Below are 18,480 nucleotides of genomic sequence, written 5' to 3'. Positions count from 1 at the left end.
AGCCGGGGCGAGGCATCACTCGGGCCGCTCTCGGGAGCTGGTGCCCGTACGCCCCGGTGCCCGCCCCGACCGCGTGTACGCTCTGACCGACCGCGTTGTCGCCTCGGCTGCGGGCTGCCTTCGGGTCGCGTTCAGCCTGTGGTGATCCGGGAGTTGACCCGCCGCATCCAGTCCTGGTCGGTGTGCCACATGGGGTGGTGGTGGGCCGCGTTGGAGGTCAGGACGACGCCGTGGAACCCGGCGGCGAGGCAGCGGTCGACGACGAACTCCGCGATGTCCTTGCCGACGGCGTCCTCCTCGAAGCGTGTCAGGAGCGGGGTGTACCCTACGACGCCCTCACCGAAGACGGCGGGAGCACCGCGCCGGCAGGCGAACTCGGCCACGGAGTCGACCCACTCGGCCAGCGTCTCCCGCATGGTCTGCCGGTGTGCCGGATAGTTCTCGCAGAGCCACAGGTCCCAGCGGCCGGGGTCCACCCAGTCGTGCGCGTAGAACAGTTCGCGCGGGATCCCGGTGGCGGCCGGCAGCCAGGGTCCGCCCGGCTGGTAGTCGGCTAAGGCGGGCGCGTCGGAGCGCAGCATGGCGGCCAGTTCGGGGGTGGGCCAGGCGGCCGTCTCGGGCGCCGCTGCGGTGCCGTGCCCATGCCGAAGAGCATGTCCTTGGTCGACTCGTCCTGCATGGTCTCGCCGTTGAGCTTCAGTGTGACCCGCAGATCACCGGGATCGGCGATCGACCCGGCCGGCACGATCCACGGGCCCAGCGGGGTGAAACCGGGCGCGTTCTTGCAGCGCAGCCAGTCGGTACCGATGGCCTTCATGTCCCGGCGGAAGACGGTGGCGCGGTCGGTGAGGTCGTTGGCGATCGTGTACCTGGCGACATACTCCAGTACCTCCGCCACGGATACCCGATAGGCCGACTTGGCGGTCACAGCCGCCAACTCCAGCTCCCAGCCCGGCTGTTCGGCCCACGCCAGCAGGACGACGTCGTCGTAGGGACCGGTGATCGCGCTCGGCAGGCCGATGAACACGTACGGCAGGTCCTCGGCCGCCCGCCGGTCCATGACCGCGGCGATCTCCGCCCGCGCATCCTCGAGCGTGCGCGGATCGTCGGGCGCACGGTGGGCCACCTCCAGGTCGATCACGTGCTGCCGGTAGTTGACGCCGGACTGGAAGACCTCTTCCTCGTCTCCTACGAGGCCTCGTACATCACCGGCGCCAACCTCGTCGTCGACGGCGGCTGGTCCACGGTGCTCCCGGGCGCCGCGCACTGAAAGACGATTCCCTATGGACAAAGTGAGTTCCGGCGCCGCCGAAGCGGTCGCCGTCATTTCCGACGGCGCGTCGCTGGCCGTCGGTGGCTTCGGCCTCAGCGGTGTACCCGAGGCCCTGATCCGAGCCCTGCACGAGCGGGGCGCCACGGGTCTGTCCGTCGTCTCGAACAACTGCGGTGTCGACGGGCGCGGCCTGGGCGTGCTGCTCGCCTCCGGCCGCATCGCGCGTGTGACGGGGAGAACAAGGAGTTCGCCCGCCAGTACCTGTCCGGCGAGTTGGAGGTCGAGCTCGTCCCGCAGGGCACGCTCGCCGAGCGGCTGCGGGCGGGCGGCGCGGGCATCCCCGCCTTCTACACACCGGCGGGCGTGGGCACGCAGGTGGCGCGCGGCGGTCTGCCCTGGCGGTATGCCTCCGACGGCACGGTCGCCGTCGCCTGCCCGCCCAAGGAGACCCGCGACCTCCACGGCCGCCCGTACGTCCTGGAGCACGGCATCACCACGGACTTCGCCCTCGTACGGGCCTGGCGCGGCGACCGGCACGGCAACCTGGTCTTCCGCAAGGCGTCGGCCAACTTCAACCCCTCGCGGCGATGGCCGGCCGCATCACCGTCGCCGAGGTCGAAGAACTCGTGGAACCGGGCGAGTTGAGCGCCGACGAGGTGCACCTTCCGGGCGTCTTCGTGCAGCGAGTGGTGAAGCTGACGGCCGCTCAGGCCGGTGACAAAGAGATCGAACACCTTTCCATTTCCGCGTCTTCGACACGAGGGACCATACGCGCATGAGCTGGACCCGCGACCAGATGGCCGCCCGCGCCGCCGCCGAACTCACCGACGGCTCCTACGCCAACCTCGGCATCGGCCTGCCCACCCTGATCCCCGGCCACCTCCCGTCCAGCGTGCACGTCGTCCTGCACTCCGAGAACGGCATCCTCGGCACCGGCCCCTACCCGACCGCCGACCAGGTCGACCCGGACCTGATCAACGCCGGCAAGGAGACCGTCACCGTCCTGCCGGGGGCCTCCTTCTTTGACTCGGCCCTGTCCTTCGGCATGATCCGCGGCGGGCACATCGACACCGCCGTACTCGGCGCCATGCAGGTGTCGCAGCACGGTGACCTGGCCAACTGGATGATCCCCGGCAAGATGGTCAAGGGCATGGGTGGGGCGATGGATCTGGTCCACGGCGCCCGCCGTGTCATCGTCCTCATGGAACACACCGCCAAGGACTGCAGTCCGAAGATCCTCATGGAGTGCGCCCTCCCGCTCACGGGCGAGGCGTGTGTCCACCGGATCATCACGGGCCGACGCACGGTCACCGCGGCTTGCGGAGGCCGTGTCACCGAGGTTGCGAAGCCGCTCCCATGGCGGTTCGATCCACCGTCCGCGACAGGAACAGGCCAAGCACGCCACCGTAGATGAGATGCCCCAGAAGACTCAGGGAAAAGCTCACCGGGTTCAGGGGGAAAAGCATGGCTGCGCCATGGGGAATGACGGCGACCGTGACAAGGAGCCCGCTCCATATGAAGATTCCGTAGCCGATGGACAGCAGGATCGGGTGAGCGGAGATCAGGGCGGGGCGGACTGATGCCACCATTCCGCAGAAGACGAAGAAGGCCAGGCCGATTCCTCCGCCGTCACCCAGGTAACGCCACAGGTATCCGGTGAGCAGGTGCGTTCCGTCGTTGCCGAGGACCCATCCACCAAGGCGGGGGATGAAGTCCGGCCAGACTCCGGCGAGCAGCATGGGGATCCGGATCGCGTCATAGGCGGTCACCGCGACCAGCCCGGCGATCAAGCCCTTCAGAGCCCATGCCGCTTCTGGTGAGTGCCGCATCATGAGGGCCCCGGCCAGCAACGACATGGGGGCCACCAGGAACAGCGCCTCGGCGTGCATGGGCAGGAAACCGCTGACGGCCAGCGGGATGGACAGGACCGGCATCGCGCCGGCGGCTATGAGGAACAGACTGCGAGCGATGCGAGCAAGTCGAGTTCTTGGCATTTCACCCCACCTAATCGGGCATCAGTTCGGGTCGACGTTGTCGTTCAGCCGTTGTCGGTGCCATTTGTGGGAGGGCGCCGCCTGGGCGTGCCGCGGGTCGTGCCGTCCGAGGGCGGACGCAGATCTTGGACTCGGGCTGCGGCATGGTGCGGAATCCCGTGACCCGCGCGGTCGGCGATGAGCCGGTCGCTGGTTCAACCGGTCATGTGCGCCGGTGCTGATCCCGCGCGCGGTGGTGTGCGGTCTTCTCGGCCGAGGGCCGCGCAGCCGGGCGTAGTGGGCGGTGGTGCCGTCGCCCGGTACCAGGGAGCAGTTGACGACAGTCGGCCAGCCCCCGCTCGGTGAGGAAGTCCAGCAGCCCGGCGAGCTCTTCGGCCACCGCCTCGGCGCGGTCCGGGCCAGGTACCTCGGCCAGGGCGCGGTGCCAGGTGTCGGTGTCGGTGTCGGCGAAGCTGGGGGGACTGCTGGTCATGCGTCGCTTGGACGTCAACAATTGTGAACGGAACGAACGTGGGCGACGGCCGCAGGTGTGGTCGGCGGATCGGGCGCATCGCCGGCCACACCGCACGGCGGGACCCTCAGCGCCCCTTGAAGACGGGCGGCCGTTTCTCCAGGAACGCGGTCATGCCCTCCTTCTGGTCATCGGTCGCGAACAGGGCGTGAAAGACGCGGCGTTCGAAGAGAAGGCCGTCGCGCAGGCCGGTTTCGAGGGCTCGGTCGACGCACTCGCGGGCCGCCGTGACGGCTGCGCGGCCGTACGAGGCGATCGTTGCGGCTGCTTGCCGGGCCGCGGGCAGGACCTGGTCGTCCGGGACGACTCGGGAGACGAGACCGCAGCTTGCAGCCTCCCGCGCGTCCATCGTGCGGCCGGTGAGGATCAGGTCCATCGCCTTCGCCCGGCCGACGAGACGGGTCAGGCGCTGGGTGCCGCCGATGCCGGGGATCACGCCGAGCTTGATCTCCGGCTGGCCGAAGACCGCCGACTCGCCCGCGATGGCCAGATCGCACATCATCGCCAGCTCGCAACCGCCGCCGAGGGCATAGCCGTTGACGGCGGCGATCTTCGGGGTGCGGAGGGCCGTGAAGTCCTCCCAGTTCCCGAAGTCAGTCCTCGGCCGCCATCTCCGCGGCCGTCTTTCCCGCCATCTCCTTGATGTCGGCGCCCGCCGCGAACGCCTTCTCCGAGCCGGTGACGACGAAGCAGCCCACCTCGGGGTCGGCGTCCAACGGGCGCAGGGTGTCCAGGAGTTCGGCCAGCAGGCCACCGCTGAGGGCGTTGAGCACCTGCGGGCGGTGCAGGCGTACGGTCACCACGGCGCCGTCGCGTTCGATCTTGAGGTTGTTCATCTTCCGCTCCTATGCGCGGAGTGCAGAGTTACGAGTCCCAGATCGCGCCGTACGCCGGTATCCCGCGCCGCTCCAGTCCGTGTACGACCTGCCAGGTGAGCTTCTTGTTGGAGATGCAGATCACCGCCTCGGCACCGAAGTCGCGGTACGCGGCGTACGCGAGGCGCACCATGTCGGGCTTGCCGTGCCGGGAGGTGTCCCAGATGAGGGCGTCGGGCTGGACGGCGAGGATCTCGTCGACGAGGGCGTCGCCGTAGGTCGTGCGGGGGTCCCGGGTCGCCCAGACCAGGCGGGAGGGGACCTCGGCGGCCAGCAGATGGGGCAGACAGGGGCCGATGCCGCTGCCGGTGGCGACGTAGACCACCTTCTTGAACAGGGTCTCGATGTTGGCGACGCCCGCCGTGGTGATGCCCTTGACCCATACCCGGGAGGGCAGGTCGTCGATGAAGGCGCCCGTCCAGTCCCCGGCGCGCGAGATGGTGAGCCGGAAGCCGGACTCGCCGGGGGCCGGGACGTTGGCGAAGGAGTGCCACTCCTTCAGCGGGCTGCGGCTGATCGCCGTCGAGGAGCCCGCGAAGGGGGTCTCGCCGTGGTCGATGCGGGCCAGGACGACGTGCGGGGAGGGCCGTTCGAGGCGGACGTCGACCTTGCGCAGCCGTAGCCAGGGCAGCGCGACGCTGAAGGTGACGACCGCCAGGACACCCACCTCCACCGGGCCCGGCGTGGACAGCAGCGTGTGGATCCAGAAGAGGGCGAGGGCGCTCCAGCCGCCGAAGCGGTGGATCTTCTCGAAGTGGTCGTGGTGGCGGGAGCGGAACGGCGGGAGGGCGGTGGCGACGATCACGGCGAGCAGGGCGACCAGGGTCCAGCTCACCACCGCCAGTGCTCCGTCGGCCCCGGTGAGGGGCAGCGCCAGGAACCAGGCGGCGCCCGCGAGCGCCCCGCCGATGTGCAGCCCGCCGAAGTGGTACACCTTGCCCAGCGTCCAGCGGATCTTCAGCGGCCAGGTGGGCGGCGCCCAGGTGGCCAGCCGGAAGAAGAGGTTGATGACGTACTGCTGACGGACGAGGACGGCGAGGGCCAGGTTGGCGAGGGCCGCGTGGCCCATGGTCCGCGGGGTGGGGGACCAACTCGCCCACAGGAAGGCCAGGTTGGCCGTCAGGACGAGCGCCGCCAGGCGGTTGTGGTGCATCAGGCGTGGGTGCTTGAGCAGGCGGCGCGGGAGCGAGGTGAGCGGGGGCAGTTCGACGGCCTCGCGGCGGAGCGACGTGGTCATCGGGCCACCGCCATGCGCTCCTCGACCATCCGCAGCAGTGCCTGTTTGTCGATCTTGCCGCGGTCGGTCTCGGGTAAGAATGGCAGCGGCATGACATATTCGGGGACGCAGTAGTACGGCAGCGCGTCCGCCACCGCGCGCCGGGCCGTGTCGGGGTCGACGTCCGCCGGGCAGACGAAGGAGACGAGGGTGCGGGCGTCCCGCTTCAGGGTCACCGCGCGCAGGCAGCCCTCGACCCGCTCCAGCACAGAGGAGACGCAGTCGAGCTCGACCCGGAAGCCGCGCACCTTGACCTGGTCGTCGGTGCGGCCGAGGTGTTCGAGTGCGCCGTCGGCGGTCCAGCGGCCGAGGTCGCGGGTGCGGAACATCCGGTGGCCGGCGCCCAGGAACGGGTCCGGGGCGTAGCGCTCGGCGTTGAGGGCGTCGTTGCCCAGATAGCCGGCCGACACGCAGTCGCCGCCCGCCCACATCTCCCCCACCTCGCCGATGGGCAGCGGGCGGCGGTCGGCGTCGAGGACGTAGACCGTGTTGTTGGGGGTGGGGCGGCCGATGCTGAGCAGCGGGTCGGACGGGCGATGGCGGTGCATGGTGTTGACGATGGTCGTCTCGGTCGGGCCGCAGCAGTTGTGGAAGGCGGCGGTGCGGGCCCACCGGTCGGCGAGCGGACGCGGGCAGGGCTCCCCGGCCACGGCGACCGTACGGACGTTCGGGCAGGCCGTCGGATCGATGCCGGACAGCACGGTCGGGGTCGCGATGAGGACGTCGGCGGTGCGGGCGGCCGCCGCGATGTCCTTGCCGCGGATGACGAGGGTGCCGCCGTGGGTGAGACAGCCCAGGATCTCCCAGGCGGCCATGTCGAAGGCGACGTTGAGGAGCTGGGCGACCCGGTCGCCGGGGCGGATGCCGAGGCCGCCGGGTTCGGTGAGCAGGATATTGGCGACGTTGCGGTGGGTGACCTTCACACCGTTGGGCCGGCCGGTGGTGCCGGAGGTGAACAGGACGTAGCAGCCGTCGTCGGGGCGGACCGGCGTGCGCGGTTTCGGGGCGTACGGCTGTGGCGCGTCCAGCGTGATCATCCGGTGGCCGTCGGGCAGCGGCACGCGGTGGGCGTGCTCGGCAACCGTGAGGACGACGCGGGTGCGGGCGGTGCGGACGACGTGGGCGAGGTGGGCCGGGGGCGCCAGGCCGATGTCCTGCGGGACGTAGGCGGCGCCCGCCTTGAGGATGCCGAGCAGGCCGACGAGCATCGGGATCGAGCGGCGCACGAAGAGGCCGACGTGGTCACCGGGGCGTACGCCCTCGCGGGCCAGCCGGGCGGCGAGGGCGTCGGCGTGCCGGTCGAGCTCGCCGTAGGTGATCCGGTCGGTCCGGTCGCCCAGGTGCTCGGCGGCCACGGTGTGCGGGGCGGTCGCGGCCTGCCGTTCGACGGCTCGGTGGACGAGCGGGTCGGGGACGGGGACGGTGGGGCCGCGGCCGTACTCCCAGAAGAGACGCTGGTCGCGGGGGGTGAGGTGGCTCAATTGACGCAAGGACATGGTCGCGGGGCCTCCTGGTGGTCGCCGGTGCCGTGGGTATTGGCCACGGTCGAGACGTGCGCGGCGCCGGTCACCGGCGCTGGCCCGTCGAGCATGGCCCAGGTCAGGCGCAGGTCACCAAAGTCGAGATGGGAATCTATTGATAGACTAGAGTCCGCTAATGAGGTGCAATCTAAAGATGCACTCGGTGAGGGTCAATACCTGTGTACGTCTGTGCTGCACTGGGCCCATGCAACGTGCAGGGGTACCTCCGCAGCCCGGTGGAGAGCTGATCGACACCTCCACCGCGGGGGCACGCCTCAATGGGGCTCGCGCGGCACGCTCCAGCGATGTGCCGCCCCGTCGGCCCGGGCCAGGATCTCGTTGGCCCGCCTCAGTTCGGCGATCTCCTTCTTCATCGCCTTGATCTGCTCGGACTCCTCCGTCGTCGTCCCCGGACGCTGCCCGGAGTCGATCTGCTCCTGGCAGACCCACTTGCGCAGCGTCTCGCGCGAGCCGATGCCCAGCTTCACCATGATCGCGTTGATCGCGGCGGACTCGGTCGGGTAGTCACCGCGGACCTCGGCAACCATGCGCACCGCACGCTTGCGCAGCTCAGGCGGGTAGGAGGAGGGACGTGCCATGACTCTGGCCCTTACGCGGAATCGAGTCTCCATTCGAACCGGGGCGGTTCACCATTGCTCGGCCAGGGAGCGCAGGAGGTTCGTCCTGCGGTGGCGTGCGGTGTAGTGCACGGTCCAGTGGCTGACGCGCTGGGCCAGTGGTGCGGTCAGGTCTGCCTCTGCGCTATCTGCCGCTGCGCGAGGACCTGTTCAAGCGGTACAGCACCGGCATGAACGCCCAGAAACGGGCGATCGCGGAACTCAGGCCCGGACACGTCACGGTGATGGACGCCCGCCGGGACACCTCCGCCGGCACCCTCGGCGACATCCTCGCCCTGCGCGCCCACCAGCGCTGCGCGGCCGGGGTCGTGACCGACGGAGGACTGCGGGACAGCGGGGCCGTCGCCGGGGAAGACGTCACCCACGGCGGTTCATGATCGCGGTTTTGGTGACCCTTCGTAGCTCCGGCACTGAAGGTGATCCAGAACCACGGTTCAGCCGCCGCCGACAAGGGGACGCAGTTCAGGAAGCCGGTGCGCCCCACGCGTGGGCGCGATGGCCATTCGGCCCTTTCGTCAGTGGTGTCTACACCGGCACCATATGCCCGGCGCCCGGCGCGCGGGGGGGGCACGATCCCGGGTGTCCGCACACCGTCCGGAGCCGTTCCGGAGGCCCAGTTGACCTGAGATCCTCTGTTTCCGTGGCGCTCGCGGAGTTCGGCGGCGCGACGCTTCGCCTGCGCCCGCCCGTCCCTCCGCGCCGATCACGGAGCGGTGAGGGCGCCCAGCAGGATGATGTCGAGGGCCCCAACGAGGCGGCCGGGCAGGTCGAAGGGCGGCGGCTCCTCCCGGATCCAGCGCAGCACGGAGGAGAAGTAGCAGGCCGCGAGCAGGGCGCCGGCCTGGCCGGGGTCGACCTCGGGGCGGATCTCGCCGCGTCGTTGCCCTTCTTCGACGATCTTCGCAAGTTCGGTTTCGAGCGACGGGTCCTGCATCAGTCGGCCGAAGCGTGCGGAGGCGTCCATCAGGACAGTGGTCTCCGCGCGGGTGGCGACGTTGAGGTCTGCCATCTCCCGCAGGTAGCGGCGCAGCTGGTCGCCGACCGGCAGGTTCTCGGCGTGCTCCTGGCCGAGGATCGCTGCGACCCGGGCCCGGCGGCGGGCGCCCCACTCCTTCAGAAAGCCGACCTTCTGCGAGAAGTGGTTGAAGACGGTGGCCCGGGCGACGTCGGCGGACTCGGCGATCTGCTCCATGGTCGTCGCCTCGTACCCCTGGGCGACGAACAGCCCCACCGCAGCCTCATACAGCTGGTCGCGCGCCTGCTGCCGCTTCCGCTCGCGGCGCCCGAGGACGGGTGCGTCGCGCTGGGGAGCGGCTCCTGCGTCCGGGATCTTCATGGCCTCCAGTACAGCACAGCACAGCACGGCACTGCACGCCTCTTGACCCCCTTACAGGCTGACTCTAGATTCTCCTCCATTAATGGGCGTTAGTCCAACAATGGATTTTTATCTCGCGACCCCGCAGGACGCGAACAGGAGGCAACGTGGCTTCCGCAATCCCCATCGTGGGCCGTGTCGACGTCGGCGGCGGCTGTCATGCCTGGCTGCCGGGCCGGGGCGGCTGGGGCATGAGTAATGCCGGGCTGGTCGTCGGGCGGGACGCGTCCCTACTCGTCGACACCCTCTACGACCTGCGACTTACCCGGGCCATGCTCGAGGCCCTGACTCCGGTCACCGCCACCGCACCCATCTCGACCGTGGTCAACACCCACGGCAACGGCGACCACTGGTTCGGCAACCAGCTCGTAGCCCATACCGAGATCATCGCGGCCCGAGGCTCACTGGCCGACATGCGCCAGGTGGGTCCGGCCGAGATGCGACAGCTGACCGCCGCTCCGGACCTCACCGGGCGGTTCGCCCGCCGGATCTTCGGCGCCTTCGACTACACCGGCATCGAACCCGTCCTCCCGGGCCGCGTCTTCGAGGGCGAGCTGGTGCTGGACGTCGGCGGTACGGAGGTCCGCCTGATCGACGTGGGACCGGCGCACAGCGCTGGCGACACGATCGTCCACGTACCACGGGCCGGAGTCGTCTACACCGGCGACATCGTGTTCGCCGGCGCCACGCCCATCGTGTGGCACGGCCCGTTCACCAACTGGCTCGCCGCCTGCGACCTGCTCCTCGGTCTCGACGCCGACACCATCGTGCCCGGGCACGGACCGGTCACCACCAAGAAGACCGTCCGGGACATCCGCGACTACCTCGAATTCGTCCACACGCAGGCAACCACCCGGTTCACCGCCGGAATGCCCGCCCTGGACGCCGCACGCGACATCCGCCTCGGCCGCTTCGCCGAGCTGGACGAGAGCGAACGGCTCGCCGTCAATGTGCACACCGTCTACCGGGAACTCGACCCCTCCATGCCCCCGCTCGACGGCCCCGGCCTGTTCGGCCGCATGGCCGAACTCGCCTGCCCCCACCTCGATTTCTGATCGCCGAGCCTCGCTCGGTCTGATCAGCCTCTTCGCGCCGGTCGTTCCCCCGGACCATCCCAAGGCCCGGCCCGTACGGGGGGCGCAGAACGCCCTCTCCGAACAGCGTTTGGACTCGCAACAGCCAGGCGCGCCGCATTACGGACGCATCGCGTCCTGACCAGAGACGACCACTGTGCAATGGGCACCGCATCCGCGCTCTTCGCGCGCTCTCATCGACCCCATCCCGCCTCGGAAGGCACCTGCTCATGACCGCATCGCACCCACAAGTCGCCGCATCCCACGTCGACCGGCCGCTCCGCGCGGTTTTCGGGCTCGCCCGAATCCACCGCCACCAGGGCATCGCCCCACTGGTGGCCCGAACGCTGAGCGGGCTCGTTCTGCTCCTCCACGGCCTGCAGAAGATCATCGACGGATCCTCCGGCTTCGCCGCGTTCCTGCAGCACCAACTCGGTGTACCCGCTCCCGCGCTGATGGCCTGGGTCGTGGCGCTGCTGGAGACCGTGGGAGGAGCCTTCCTCCTGATCGGCCTGGTCTCGCGGCTCATGGCAGCCCTGCTCACCCTACATCTCACCGTCGCCATCGCCCTGGTGAGCGGGGACGTCGGTTTCTTCAGCCCGGTGTCAGCTCCGGCCTCCGACTACGGCTCCGGAGTGGATTTTGCTCTCATGGTCATCGCGGCCCTGCTGGTGGTCGTGCTCGCCGGTCCGGGGCCGCTCGCGGTCGACCGTGTCATCGGCCTGGAGCGCGGCGGCGCCCCGGCCGACCCCAGGCCGGCAGGTGGTGGCAAGGCGTCACGGCCTGCCATCGCCCAACCCTCCGCCGTCCGTGCTGCGGCCGTCAGCGGCCTCATCGGCGGAGTTTTCGGCGCCGTGATGAGCGCCCTCGCCAACTACGCTGTGGTCGGCATGCCCAGCGGTGTCGGCGCCAACGCGACCAACCACGCGGTCACGGGACTGATCAGCGGATTCCTCGCGGGCTTCATAGGAGTCCTGATGCATCAGCGCAGGTCGTCCACGCCTGCGGCAAGGAACACCACCACGCATGAGGTGTCCGGGAGTTGACCGGGGTGCTTCCGCCGAGCCACCTCGAACCCGGAGCGGTCCCCCGCAGCCGCTTGCGGGAGGCCCGCGCTCCGGTACAGCCGGAGGAGGGCGCGGTGCTTGCCGGGCGAGGAGTCCGCAGCACTATCACCCAACCGCTGTCCCCGGCGATCGAGTAGCTCGGTGGCACGGAGCCGGTTGGCCGGCGCCGTCGGCCAGACTCTCGGCCCGGCCGTGGTCGGTGCCGTCGCCCTCGGCATGGCAACCAGCCGACTGACGGACGGCCTGGCCGGCGCGGGACTCACGCCCGCCGAACACGGCACCGCCGCAGCCGTCCTCGACGCGGGCGGGCCCATGGCCCTGCACACCGCCGAACTCGGGCCGCTCAGCGCCAAACTTGCCCCACTCACCGAACGAGCTCTCGCTGACGGTTACAACAACGGACTCGCCCTCACCGCGATCGCCGTCCACCTGCTCGACGAACGTGCGACGGCTGCACTCTGCTACCGGGCATAGGAACCGCCGCACCGCCAGGTCGATCACGACCTTCCGCCCGGCAACCGCGAAGTCGGCCAGGCGCCGCCGGTAGCCGCCGTGGACGCGGCCGGACACCGCGCCGCAGTCGGGGCCGGCCGCCTCCCGGCTCACCGTCCGAGCCGCGAGGGCCACGACATCGTCGTCCACCGTGACCTGCTCGACCACCACGGGTCCAGAGGGGAGAAGACCGTCAAAAACACGCCGCAATCACACGGACGGCCATCCTTCCAGCGTCTTATGACGCAGCGTCACCGCCCCACAAGAAGTGGATCAGAGCCGTATGTCGCGGCCACGGTCATGGTGGGTGCGAGTTCAGGTGGCGAACCTCGTAGTGGGCTCGGGGCGGTCAGCGGGTCAGGGCTGGGGCAGTCGTCGTCGTTGGACGGAGGGAGCAGGCGCATGTGGCAGGGCAGAAGACCTGCCGGTGACATGCGGGGCCTTGCATGCCTGTCGGCCGACAGAGGCTGTCCCGCCACTTCATGGTACGTACGCAATCTGGCGCCGGTTGGCTCGCTCTCAGGCCGCAGCGCCGAATCGCCCCGGACACACACGGCCGGGACTGAGTGTGTCCTGGGAGTGCTCGCATGGACCTCGGGAGGCGCAGATGGCGACGGATGCCACCCCTCGTGCTCATGCCCGAGATGCCGTCAGGCCGTCCAGGATCAGGTCCAGCTTCGCCCGCAGGGCCGGGGCGAGAGGGAAAGGCTTGTCGGTGTGCTGGCCTGCCTGGAGCCAGCGGTGGAGGGTGTCGGTGTAGCAGGCGCTGAGGGCTTCCGCGACGGTCTCGGGGGAGGGGGAGGGGCGGAAGTCGCCGGTCTCCTGGCCGAGACGGACGCTGTCGCGGAAGGTGTCGAAGACCGGGAATGGGCTCTCGAAGGTCCCCAGTTCGCTCAGCCATCCCAGCGAGATGACGCGGGCCATCCTGGGGTCCTGCTCGTTGGCCTCGGTCAGGGCGTCCATCTGGAGTTCGAGCTGACGGCGGGCGGGGGCCTGGCGCACGTCCTCCTGTGCCAGCCGGGCGACCACGAGTTCGCGGCGCTCGGCCGACCAGCCGTCGAGCATGTACCGCTTGCGGGGGAAGTGGTTGAAGACCGTGCGCCGGGCCAGGTCAGCCCGTTCGGCGATCTCGTCGATGGTCGTCGCGGCGTACCCCTGCTCGGCGAAGAGCTCGAGGGCCGCGTCCAGGATCGCCGCGCGGATCCTCTGGCGTTGCCGCTCCCTGCGGCCGAGCGGTTGCCCGGCCGGGCTGGCGCCGGCCGCGGAGGTCGCGGGTGATCGGGTCACGGATGTCTCCTCGCTTCGATGCGGCTGCCGGGGGGTGCTCGGGTGCGGTTGAGTCCATTCTATTCATGCACCTTGATGTATGCGTGCATAAAGGTGCATGATACTACCGGGGTGAGGCCGTACTCGGTGGTCCCGCCTTCTCACGCACCCGGAGGGCCGCATGCCGTACACCTTCCCTGTCGATCCCGCCGAGCTCATCGAGGAGCGCACGCCGCAATGGACCCTGTTCGGCACCGATCCCGCAGTTCTTGACGAGATGTCCCGCCGCATCCGCGATCTGTGGGCCGACGGTCCCGGGGGCTGGGCGCACGAGTGGTCCCTCCTCGCGGAGCGGGCCGAGAAGGACGGGGATCCCCTGCTGGCCAGCCGTCTGTACGGGATCGCCAAGTTCCCCGTCCTCGGCAACGCCGCCCACGCCCGCGCCTACGACCACCAACTGCGCACCTTCCTGCAGGCCTCGCCCGGCTTCGAGGTGCCCTTTGAGCGACACGTGATCGGCGTGCACTTCCGCGGACAGGTGGTCGAGGTCCCCATCCATCTCTACCTCCCCGGGAACCTGCCGTCGGACGCCCCCGTCGTCCTGGTCTTCAGCGGCGTCGACACCTGGAAGACCGAGGTGCATCCCACCGCTGTCGCGACGGCTCGGATGATCGGCGCGCGGGTGGTCACCTTCGACATGGCCGGCACCGGCGAGTCGCCGGTGCCCAATGGGCCCGACGGTGAGCGGTACATCGCCGGGATCATCGACTGGATGCGGCGCCGCTTCCCCGAGGCACGCCGGGTTGGCGCCACCGGCTTCAGCTTCGGCGGGCACTGGACGATCAAGCTGGCCCTGCTCGGGATGGTCGACGCCGCGGTGAGCGTCGGCGGGCTCATCGACACCGCCTTCAGCCCCGAGGCCGTCGCCCGGCTCCGGTTCGGCATGCCCGGCATCTTCGGCAACTCCCTGCGGCTGGACGCCGAGCCGAGCCCCGCCGAACTCCAGGCCGCCATGAGCGAGTTCTCGCTGCGCGCCCAGGGGCTGCTGGACGACTGGGGCAGCGATCCGGTGCCGCTGCTGTACGTCAACGGAGCCGAGGACCAGCACGTCCCGGCCGAAGACTCCGAGGCGCTGGAAACCCGTCCGAACACCATTGTGCGTCTGGTGCCGAACGCCACGCACTGCGCCCTGCAGAAGGCGCGGGAGATCCTCCCCTGGAGCCTGCAGTGGCTCCGCGACCAACTGGCCTGATCCCGGCCGCCACCAGGAATCCCCCTGACACGAGGACCAGCCATGCCCGAACAGCACTACCCCTTCGCGGTGTCCGCCTCCGTGCCAAAGCCCCGCAGCCGGTCAGGCGAGCAGGACGCGCGCCTGGTGGAGGTCGTGCCCGGCGTGCACGCCTGGCTCCAGCCCGACGGCACCTGGTGGCTGAACAACGCCGGTGCCGTCCTGGGCGAGGACGGCGCCGTGCTCATCGACACCTGCGCGACCGCGCAGCGCACCCGAGCCTTTCTCGCGGCCGTCGCCGAGGCCTCGGCCGACGCGCCGCTCATGGCCGCCGTCACCACCCACGCGCACGGCGACCACAGTCACGGCAACGCCCTGCTGCCCCCGCACGTGCCCATCCTGGCCCACTCGGAGACCCGCGAGTCGATCCTCGCGGACACCGTGCTGACCTCCCTGCCGCCGATCTGGGCGCCCGCACCGGACTGGGGCATCGCCCGCCACCGACCGCCCAACGTGACCGTCGACCGTGAAACGACCCTGCACACCGGTAGCCGGTGGATCGAGGTCCACCACCCCGGACACACCGCCCACACTCCCGGCGACCTGATCGCCTGGCTCCCCGACGAGCGTGTGCTGTTCGCCGGCGATCTGCTCTTCCACCACGTCACCCCGATGGTGCTCACCGGGTCGCTGGAGGGCGCCCTGCGCTCGCTGGACTGGCTCGCGGCATTCGGGGCCGAGACCATCGTCCCCGGCCACGGGCCCCTCATCACCCGGGAGGAGACCGGCACCGTCCTGGACGCCCACGCCCGCTACTACCGCGCCGTCCAGCGCATCGCCCGCGACGGCCGCGCCCGCGGCCTGACACCCCTTCAGGCCGCCCGCGACTGTGACCTCGGCGAGTTCGCCGACTGGCCCGATCAGGAACGCATCGTGCTCAACCTGCACAGCGCCTACGCCGACGCGGACGCCAACACGGTCGATGTCATTGCCGCGTTCACCGACGCCGTCACGTTCCACGGCGGCCCCCTGCACTGCGCACTCTGACCTCCGCGCCCCCACCACTACGGGAGCCCCTCATGCGTTTCGTCACCTACACCCACCCCGACGACGGGGAACGCGTCGGCGTCCTCGACGGGGATGTCATCCATGCCCTCGAACCTGGCCTGCGCCTGCTCGACCTGCTCGGCGACGACGGCGAACGCCTCGACGCCGCCGGCCGGCGCGCCCTGACCGACCCCCGCCAGGTCCGCAAGAAAGAGGAGGCCACCCTGCTGGCCCCCCTACCGCAGCCGCCCACCGTCCGCGACTTCATGGTCTTCGAGCAGCACGTCGAGGGCGTCGCCAAGCTCGCCGATCCGCAGGCCACCATCCCTCCGCGCTGGTACGAGGCGCCCGCCTTCTACTTCACCAACCCCTACGCGATCATCGGCCCCGACGAGCCGGTCCCCATCGCCCCGGGCAGCAGGGCCTTCGACCTCGAACTGGAAGTGGCCGCCGTCATCGGCCGCCCCGGCACCGACCTCACGCCCGAGCAGGCCGAATCCCACATCGCCGGATACACGATCCTGATCGACTGGTCCGCACGCGACATCCAGTTCGCCGAGATGCAGGTGCCCCTCGGCCCCGTCAAGGGCAAGGACACCGCCACGACGCTCGGCCCCGCCCTGGTCACCCCGGACGAACTCGCCTCCGTCCGCCGTGGCAAGTCCTTCGACCTGGCCATGACCGCCTCCGTCAACGGCACCCTGATCGGGCAGGACAGCCTCGCCTCCATGGCCTTCTCCTTCGCCGAGATGGCCGCGTACGCCTCCCGCGGCACCTGGGTCAAACCCGGCGACGTCCTCGGTTCCGGCACCTGCGGCGGCGGCTGCCTCGCCGAACTCTGGGGCCGCTACGGCCGTGATGCCCACCCCCCGCTGGCCTCCGGCGACACCGTCACTGTCACCGTGGAACGCCTGGGCGCCATCACCGCACGGATCGCCTGATGGCGTCACCGAGTCCGTCGGCGAGGCGGCCCCAGGCGGCCCTCTCGTGCAGATCTCCCCCCCGGGCGGTGTGCAGGTCTACCGCCATCGTGCGGGAGACGGCGCCGACATGCGCGCCGGTGACCCGGACAGCGGACCTTGCCCGTATCTGGACCGAGTCTCCGCGCCGACCAGGTGAACGACGTCCTGGACCTGCGCCCCAGCGTCTGAGCCTCGATCCGTGCTCACCTGCATCGCGATCCGGCGCCGCTGCGGCCTGGCCGGAGGAGACACCGGAGTCGAATGTGTCCGCGATGGCAGTGGTAGAGACCGCGCGGCCACACACGTCGTGATGCCGTGCCGCCGACGCACCGCCCCGACTGATGATTTACCTCCTTCACCGCAGAACTCTGCCATCTGGAGCACTGATGTCCAACCTGACCTCCGCCCCATCCTCACCCGCCTTGCGCCGGCCCGGCACTCCTGTCGTCATCGGCGGCCTGCTCGCCGCCGCAGCAGCATCCTCGATCGTCGAAGCGGCCATCGCCGCCCTCGCTCGCGCCGCCGGTGCCTCCGATGACTTCCAGCCGCTCCAGGCATCCGCGTTCATCTTCTTCACCGTGATGGGCCTGGTCATCGGCGCCATCGGCTGGAGCATCGTCCGGCGAAGTTCGAAGGACCCTGAGTCGCTGCTGCGCAAGCTCGTCCCCGCCGTGGTCGTTGTCTCCTTCATCCCCGACCTCGCCATGCTCGTCAGCGACTACACACCGCACGCCGACGCGGTCGGCGTGATAGCGCTGCTCGTCATGCACGTCGTGGTGGCAGCTGCCGCGGTCTTCACCTTCCACAAGATCCTGCCCCTGGACGTCGCCAGTAAGTAGTCGCCGCCGCACCGATCCGCCGACTTCGTGCGCTGTCCCGATGCCGCCCCACCTGGCGGCATCGGGGCCTGGATCGGCGTGGGCACCATACGGACCGCCCGCAGCGGCATGGGGGATGTCCTCTCTCTGCCTTCTTCGGGTGGGTCGGTAGGGGCCTGTCGTGGTCGTGATCTTCACTTCCGGACGGTGGTGACGGCCTGTCGCAGCGTTGTGTGCAGGCGACGCGCCTGGCGTCGTCAACGGTGGAGATGGGCGGTGAGCAGGCTGGGGCCAAGACGATCGGCCAGGCTCCACCCTGGTCGGTGCAGGGAGCCGAGCAGTTCGGCGAGGCTGGGGCGGCAGCCGCCGGCGTTGAGCGGGATGGTGCCGGGCGTGGGCAAGAGCGCGCCCGGTCGGCAGTTCAGGGCGTGGTGAGGCCGCGTACGAGGGCGCGGAGTCCTGCGCGCCACAGTCGTTCGCCGTCGTCGGCGGGGATGGCCGACGTGCCACCGAGTTCGAGTCCGGCAAGGCCGTCGCAGAGCGCGCGGAAGTGCACGGTCGCCTCGTCGGCGCCGGTGGTGCCCAGCAGTCCCGCGGCTGCGAGCCGCGCCATCTTCGCCTTGAGAACGTCCAGGGCCCGGGCGGATGCGGAGCGGACCATGAGCTGGCTCCGCATGAAGGGGTCCGCCGTGTTCCGGAAGACGATGCGGAAGAGGGAGGGGTGTTCGAGGGCGAACCGGCGGATCACCAGGCCGGCCTCGATGAGGTCGTCGTCGGGCGCCGACGTTTCGGGCAGTTGCTCCATCCCCGTGCGCAGCAGGTCGAAGGCGTGGGCGGCCAGCGCGGCGACGAGGCCCTGCTTGGAGCCGAACAGGCTGTAGACGGCGCGGGTGGTCGTGCCGACATCCGATGCCACCCCGCGGATGGAGATGGCCTCCGGCCCATCCCGCTGGATGGCGTGCTCCGCCGCCTTAAGGAGGGCTCGGGCGGTGTGTTCGTCGTGCTCTCGTGGGCGTCCCATGTTTGACAGCATAACGCAACAATGTTACGTTACAAGGTATC

At 70.1% G+C, this 18,480-nt stretch carries 18 protein-coding genes and 5 pseudogenes; 11 read left to right on the top strand and 12 right to left on the bottom strand.

All coding sequences use genetic code 11. The annotated features are described in order from the left end of the window. Positions 1-131: 131 nt before the first annotated feature. Both QQY66_RS11265 and QQY66_RS11260 read right to left on the bottom strand, forming a co-directional pair. On the bottom strand, positions 132-581 hold the full coding sequence (locus QQY66_RS11265) for a hypothetical protein (RefSeq protein WP_301979036.1): 450 nt from the start codon (positions 579-581) through the stop codon (positions 132-134). A 62-nt stretch (positions 582-643) separates the two neighbouring features. Next, positions 644-1,177, bottom strand: a pseudogene (locus tag QQY66_RS11260) (fumarylacetoacetate hydrolase family protein); the annotation flags it as partial. On the opposite strand from QQY66_RS11260, the gene QQY66_RS11255 reads away from it, so the two are divergent. The 3 genes and pseudogenes from QQY66_RS11255 (at position 1,142) to QQY66_RS11245 (ending at position 2,687) form a co-directional block, all read left to right on the top strand. Then, on the top strand, positions 1,142-1,270 hold the full coding sequence (locus tag QQY66_RS11255; protein ID WP_301987762.1) for a hypothetical protein: 129 nt from the start codon (positions 1,142-1,144) through the stop codon (positions 1,268-1,270). The pseudogene QQY66_RS11260 and the gene QQY66_RS11255 overlap by 36 nt on opposite strands. 13 nt (positions 1,271-1,283) lie before the next feature. Continuing rightward, a pseudogene (locus QQY66_RS11250) lies at positions 1,284-2,052 on the top strand (CoA transferase subunit A). Beyond that, positions 2,049-2,687 (top strand): 3-oxoacid CoA-transferase subunit B, encoded by a 639-nt coding sequence (locus tag QQY66_RS11245; protein ID WP_301979035.1) that lies wholly within the window; start codon positions 2,049-2,051, stop codon positions 2,685-2,687. The pseudogene QQY66_RS11250 and the gene QQY66_RS11245 overlap by 4 nt, the downstream one beginning before the upstream one ends. On the opposite strand, the gene QQY66_RS11240 is transcribed toward QQY66_RS11245, so the two are convergent. The 6 genes and pseudogenes from QQY66_RS11240 to QQY66_RS11215 all read right to left on the bottom strand — a co-directional run. Next, on the bottom strand, positions 2,605-3,207 hold the full coding sequence (locus QQY66_RS11240) for a hypothetical protein (RefSeq protein ID WP_301979034.1): 603 nt from the start codon (positions 3,205-3,207) through the stop codon (positions 2,605-2,607). The two genes, QQY66_RS11245 and QQY66_RS11240, sit on opposite strands and share 83 nt — an antisense overlap. A 262-nt stretch (positions 3,208-3,469) precedes the next feature. Continuing rightward, positions 3,470-3,739 (bottom strand): hypothetical protein, encoded by a 270-nt coding sequence (locus QQY66_RS11235; RefSeq protein ID WP_301979033.1) that lies wholly within the window; start codon positions 3,737-3,739, stop codon positions 3,470-3,472. A gap of 106 nt (positions 3,740-3,845) precedes the next feature. Then, positions 3,846-4,614: pseudogene (locus tag QQY66_RS11230) on the bottom strand (enoyl-CoA hydratase-related protein). A gap of 28 nt (positions 4,615-4,642) precedes the next feature. Further along, complete coding sequence (locus tag QQY66_RS11225; protein ID WP_301979032.1) at positions 4,643-5,890, bottom strand: hypothetical protein; 1,248 nt, start codon at positions 5,888-5,890, stop codon at positions 4,643-4,645. Next, positions 5,887-7,425 (bottom strand): amino acid adenylation domain-containing protein, encoded by a 1,539-nt coding sequence (locus QQY66_RS11220; protein ID WP_301979031.1) that lies wholly within the window; start codon positions 7,423-7,425, stop codon positions 5,887-5,889. The genes QQY66_RS11225 and QQY66_RS11220 overlap by 4 nt, the downstream gene beginning before the upstream one ends. A 353-nt stretch (positions 7,426-7,778) precedes the next feature. Then, positions 7,779-8,048, bottom strand: a pseudogene (locus QQY66_RS11215) (transposase); the annotation flags it as partial. Positions 8,049-8,185: 137 nt separating this feature from the next. Between QQY66_RS11215 and QQY66_RS11210 the strand changes: the two are divergent. Continuing rightward, a complete protein-coding gene (locus QQY66_RS11210) occupies positions 8,186-8,464 on the top strand; it encodes a hypothetical protein (RefSeq protein WP_301979029.1) in 279 nt (92 codons plus the stop codon). A gap of 326 nt (positions 8,465-8,790) precedes the next feature. Here QQY66_RS11210 and QQY66_RS11205 read toward each other — a convergent pair whose 3' ends face one another. Beyond that, positions 8,791-9,423: a TetR/AcrR family transcriptional regulator gene (locus tag QQY66_RS11205; RefSeq protein WP_301979028.1), complete on the bottom strand. Its 633-nt coding sequence runs from the start codon at positions 9,421-9,423 to the stop codon at positions 8,791-8,793. Between the two features lie 146 nt (positions 9,424-9,569). On the opposite strand from QQY66_RS11205, the gene QQY66_RS11200 reads away from it, so the two are divergent. The 3 genes from QQY66_RS11200 to QQY66_RS11190 all read left to right on the top strand — a co-directional run bounded on the left by QQY66_RS11200 (position 9,570) and on the right by QQY66_RS11190 (position 12,076). Next, positions 9,570-10,517, top strand: a complete 948-nt coding sequence (locus QQY66_RS11200; protein WP_301979026.1) for an MBL fold metallo-hydrolase — start codon at positions 9,570-9,572, stop codon at positions 10,515-10,517. Between the two features lie 248 nt (positions 10,518-10,765). Further along, complete coding sequence (locus QQY66_RS11195; protein WP_301979025.1) at positions 10,766-11,581, top strand: DoxX family protein; 816 nt, start codon at positions 10,766-10,768, stop codon at positions 11,579-11,581. A 162-nt stretch (positions 11,582-11,743) separates the two neighbouring features. Next, entirely contained in the window at positions 11,744-12,076 is a 333-nt protein-coding gene (locus tag QQY66_RS11190) for a hypothetical protein (RefSeq protein WP_301979023.1), read from the top strand. Positions 12,077-12,124: 48 nt separating this feature from the next. On the opposite strand, the pseudogene QQY66_RS50305 reads toward QQY66_RS11190, so the two are convergent. Together QQY66_RS50305 and QQY66_RS11185 are read right to left on the bottom strand one after the other, a co-directional pair. Further along, a pseudogene (locus QQY66_RS50305) lies at positions 12,125-12,172 on the bottom strand (hypothetical protein); the annotation flags it as partial. Positions 12,173-12,727: 555 nt separating this feature from the next. Beyond that, complete coding sequence (locus tag QQY66_RS11185; RefSeq protein ID WP_301979022.1) at positions 12,728-13,381, bottom strand: TetR/AcrR family transcriptional regulator; 654 nt, start codon at positions 13,379-13,381, stop codon at positions 12,728-12,730. Positions 13,382-13,541: 160 nt separating this feature from the next. Between QQY66_RS11185 and QQY66_RS11180 the strand changes: the two genes are divergently transcribed. The 4 genes from QQY66_RS11180 to QQY66_RS11165 all read left to right on the top strand — a co-directional run bounded on the left by QQY66_RS11180 (position 13,542) and on the right by QQY66_RS11165 (position 17,439). Beyond that, positions 13,542-14,612 carry a S9 family peptidase gene (locus tag QQY66_RS11180; protein ID WP_301979020.1) on the top strand — a complete coding sequence of 357 codons (1,071 nt, stop codon included), beginning with the start codon at positions 13,542-13,544 and terminating at the stop codon, positions 14,610-14,612. Between the two features lie 42 nt (positions 14,613-14,654). After that, positions 14,655-15,638 (top strand): MBL fold metallo-hydrolase, encoded by a 984-nt coding sequence (locus tag QQY66_RS11175; protein WP_301979019.1) that lies wholly within the window; start codon positions 14,655-14,657, stop codon positions 15,636-15,638. Positions 15,639-15,670: 32 nt separating this feature from the next. Then, positions 15,671-16,579 carry a fumarylacetoacetate hydrolase family protein gene (locus QQY66_RS11170; protein WP_301979017.1) on the top strand — a complete coding sequence of 303 codons (909 nt, stop codon included), beginning with the start codon at positions 15,671-15,673 and terminating at the stop codon, positions 16,577-16,579. A 407-nt stretch (positions 16,580-16,986) separates the two neighbouring features. Further along, positions 16,987-17,439: a DUF6069 family protein gene (locus QQY66_RS11165; protein WP_301979016.1), complete on the top strand. Its 453-nt coding sequence runs from the start codon at positions 16,987-16,989 to the stop codon at positions 17,437-17,439. A 400-nt stretch (positions 17,440-17,839) separates the two neighbouring features. Here the strand turns inward: QQY66_RS11165 and QQY66_RS11160 are convergent, their stop codons facing one another. Next, positions 17,840-18,439, bottom strand: a complete 600-nt coding sequence (locus tag QQY66_RS11160; protein WP_301979014.1) for a TetR/AcrR family transcriptional regulator — start codon at positions 18,437-18,439, stop codon at positions 17,840-17,842. Positions 18,440-18,480: the final 41 nt, after the last annotated feature.

It is taken from the genome of Streptomyces sp. DG2A-72 (assembly GCF_030499575.1).
In the GTDB taxonomy this organism is placed as follows: domain Bacteria; phylum Actinomycetota; class Actinomycetes; order Streptomycetales; family Streptomycetaceae; genus Streptomyces.
The sequence above is the reverse complement of the archived record's forward strand: the minus strand, read 5'-3'. Positions and strand labels throughout refer to the sequence as shown.

Coding starts and splice junctions, on each gene's coding strand:
- QQY66_RS11220 (WP_301979031.1), bottom strand. CDS start 7,425: ATGTCCTTGCGTCAATTGAGCCACCTCACCCCCCGCGACCAGCGTCTC.
- QQY66_RS11225 (WP_301979032.1), bottom strand. CDS start 5,890: ATGACCACGTCGCTCCGCCGCGAGGCCGTCGAACTGCCCCCGCTCACC.
- QQY66_RS11160 (WP_301979014.1), bottom strand. CDS start 18,439: ATGGGACGCCCACGAGAGCACGACGAACACACCGCCCGAGCCCTCCTT.
- QQY66_RS11175 (WP_301979019.1), top strand. CDS start 14,655: ATGCCCGAACAGCACTACCCCTTCGCGGTGTCCGCCTCCGTGCCAAAG.
- QQY66_RS11265 (WP_301979036.1), bottom strand. CDS start 581: ATGCTGCGCTCCGACGCGCCCGCCTTAGCCGACTACCAGCCGGGCGGA.
- QQY66_RS11235 (WP_301979033.1), bottom strand. CDS start 3,739: ATGACCAGCAGTCCCCCCAGCTTCGCCGACACCGACACCGACACCTGG.
- QQY66_RS11245 (WP_301979035.1), top strand. CDS start 2,049: ATGAGCTGGACCCGCGACCAGATGGCCGCCCGCGCCGCCGCCGAACTC.
- QQY66_RS11195 (WP_301979025.1), top strand. CDS start 10,766: ATGACCGCATCGCACCCACAAGTCGCCGCATCCCACGTCGACCGGCCG.
- QQY66_RS11170 (WP_301979017.1), top strand. CDS start 15,671: ATGCGTTTCGTCACCTACACCCACCCCGACGACGGGGAACGCGTCGGC.
- QQY66_RS11165 (WP_301979016.1), top strand. CDS start 16,987: ATGTCCAACCTGACCTCCGCCCCATCCTCACCCGCCTTGCGCCGGCCC.
- QQY66_RS11180 (WP_301979020.1), top strand. CDS start 13,542: ATGCCGTACACCTTCCCTGTCGATCCCGCCGAGCTCATCGAGGAGCGC.
- QQY66_RS11240 (WP_301979034.1), bottom strand. CDS start 3,207: ATGCCGGTCCTGTCCATCCCGCTGGCCGTCAGCGGTTTCCTGCCCATG.
- QQY66_RS11205 (WP_301979028.1), bottom strand. CDS start 9,423: ATGAAGATCCCGGACGCAGGAGCCGCTCCCCAGCGCGACGCACCCGTC.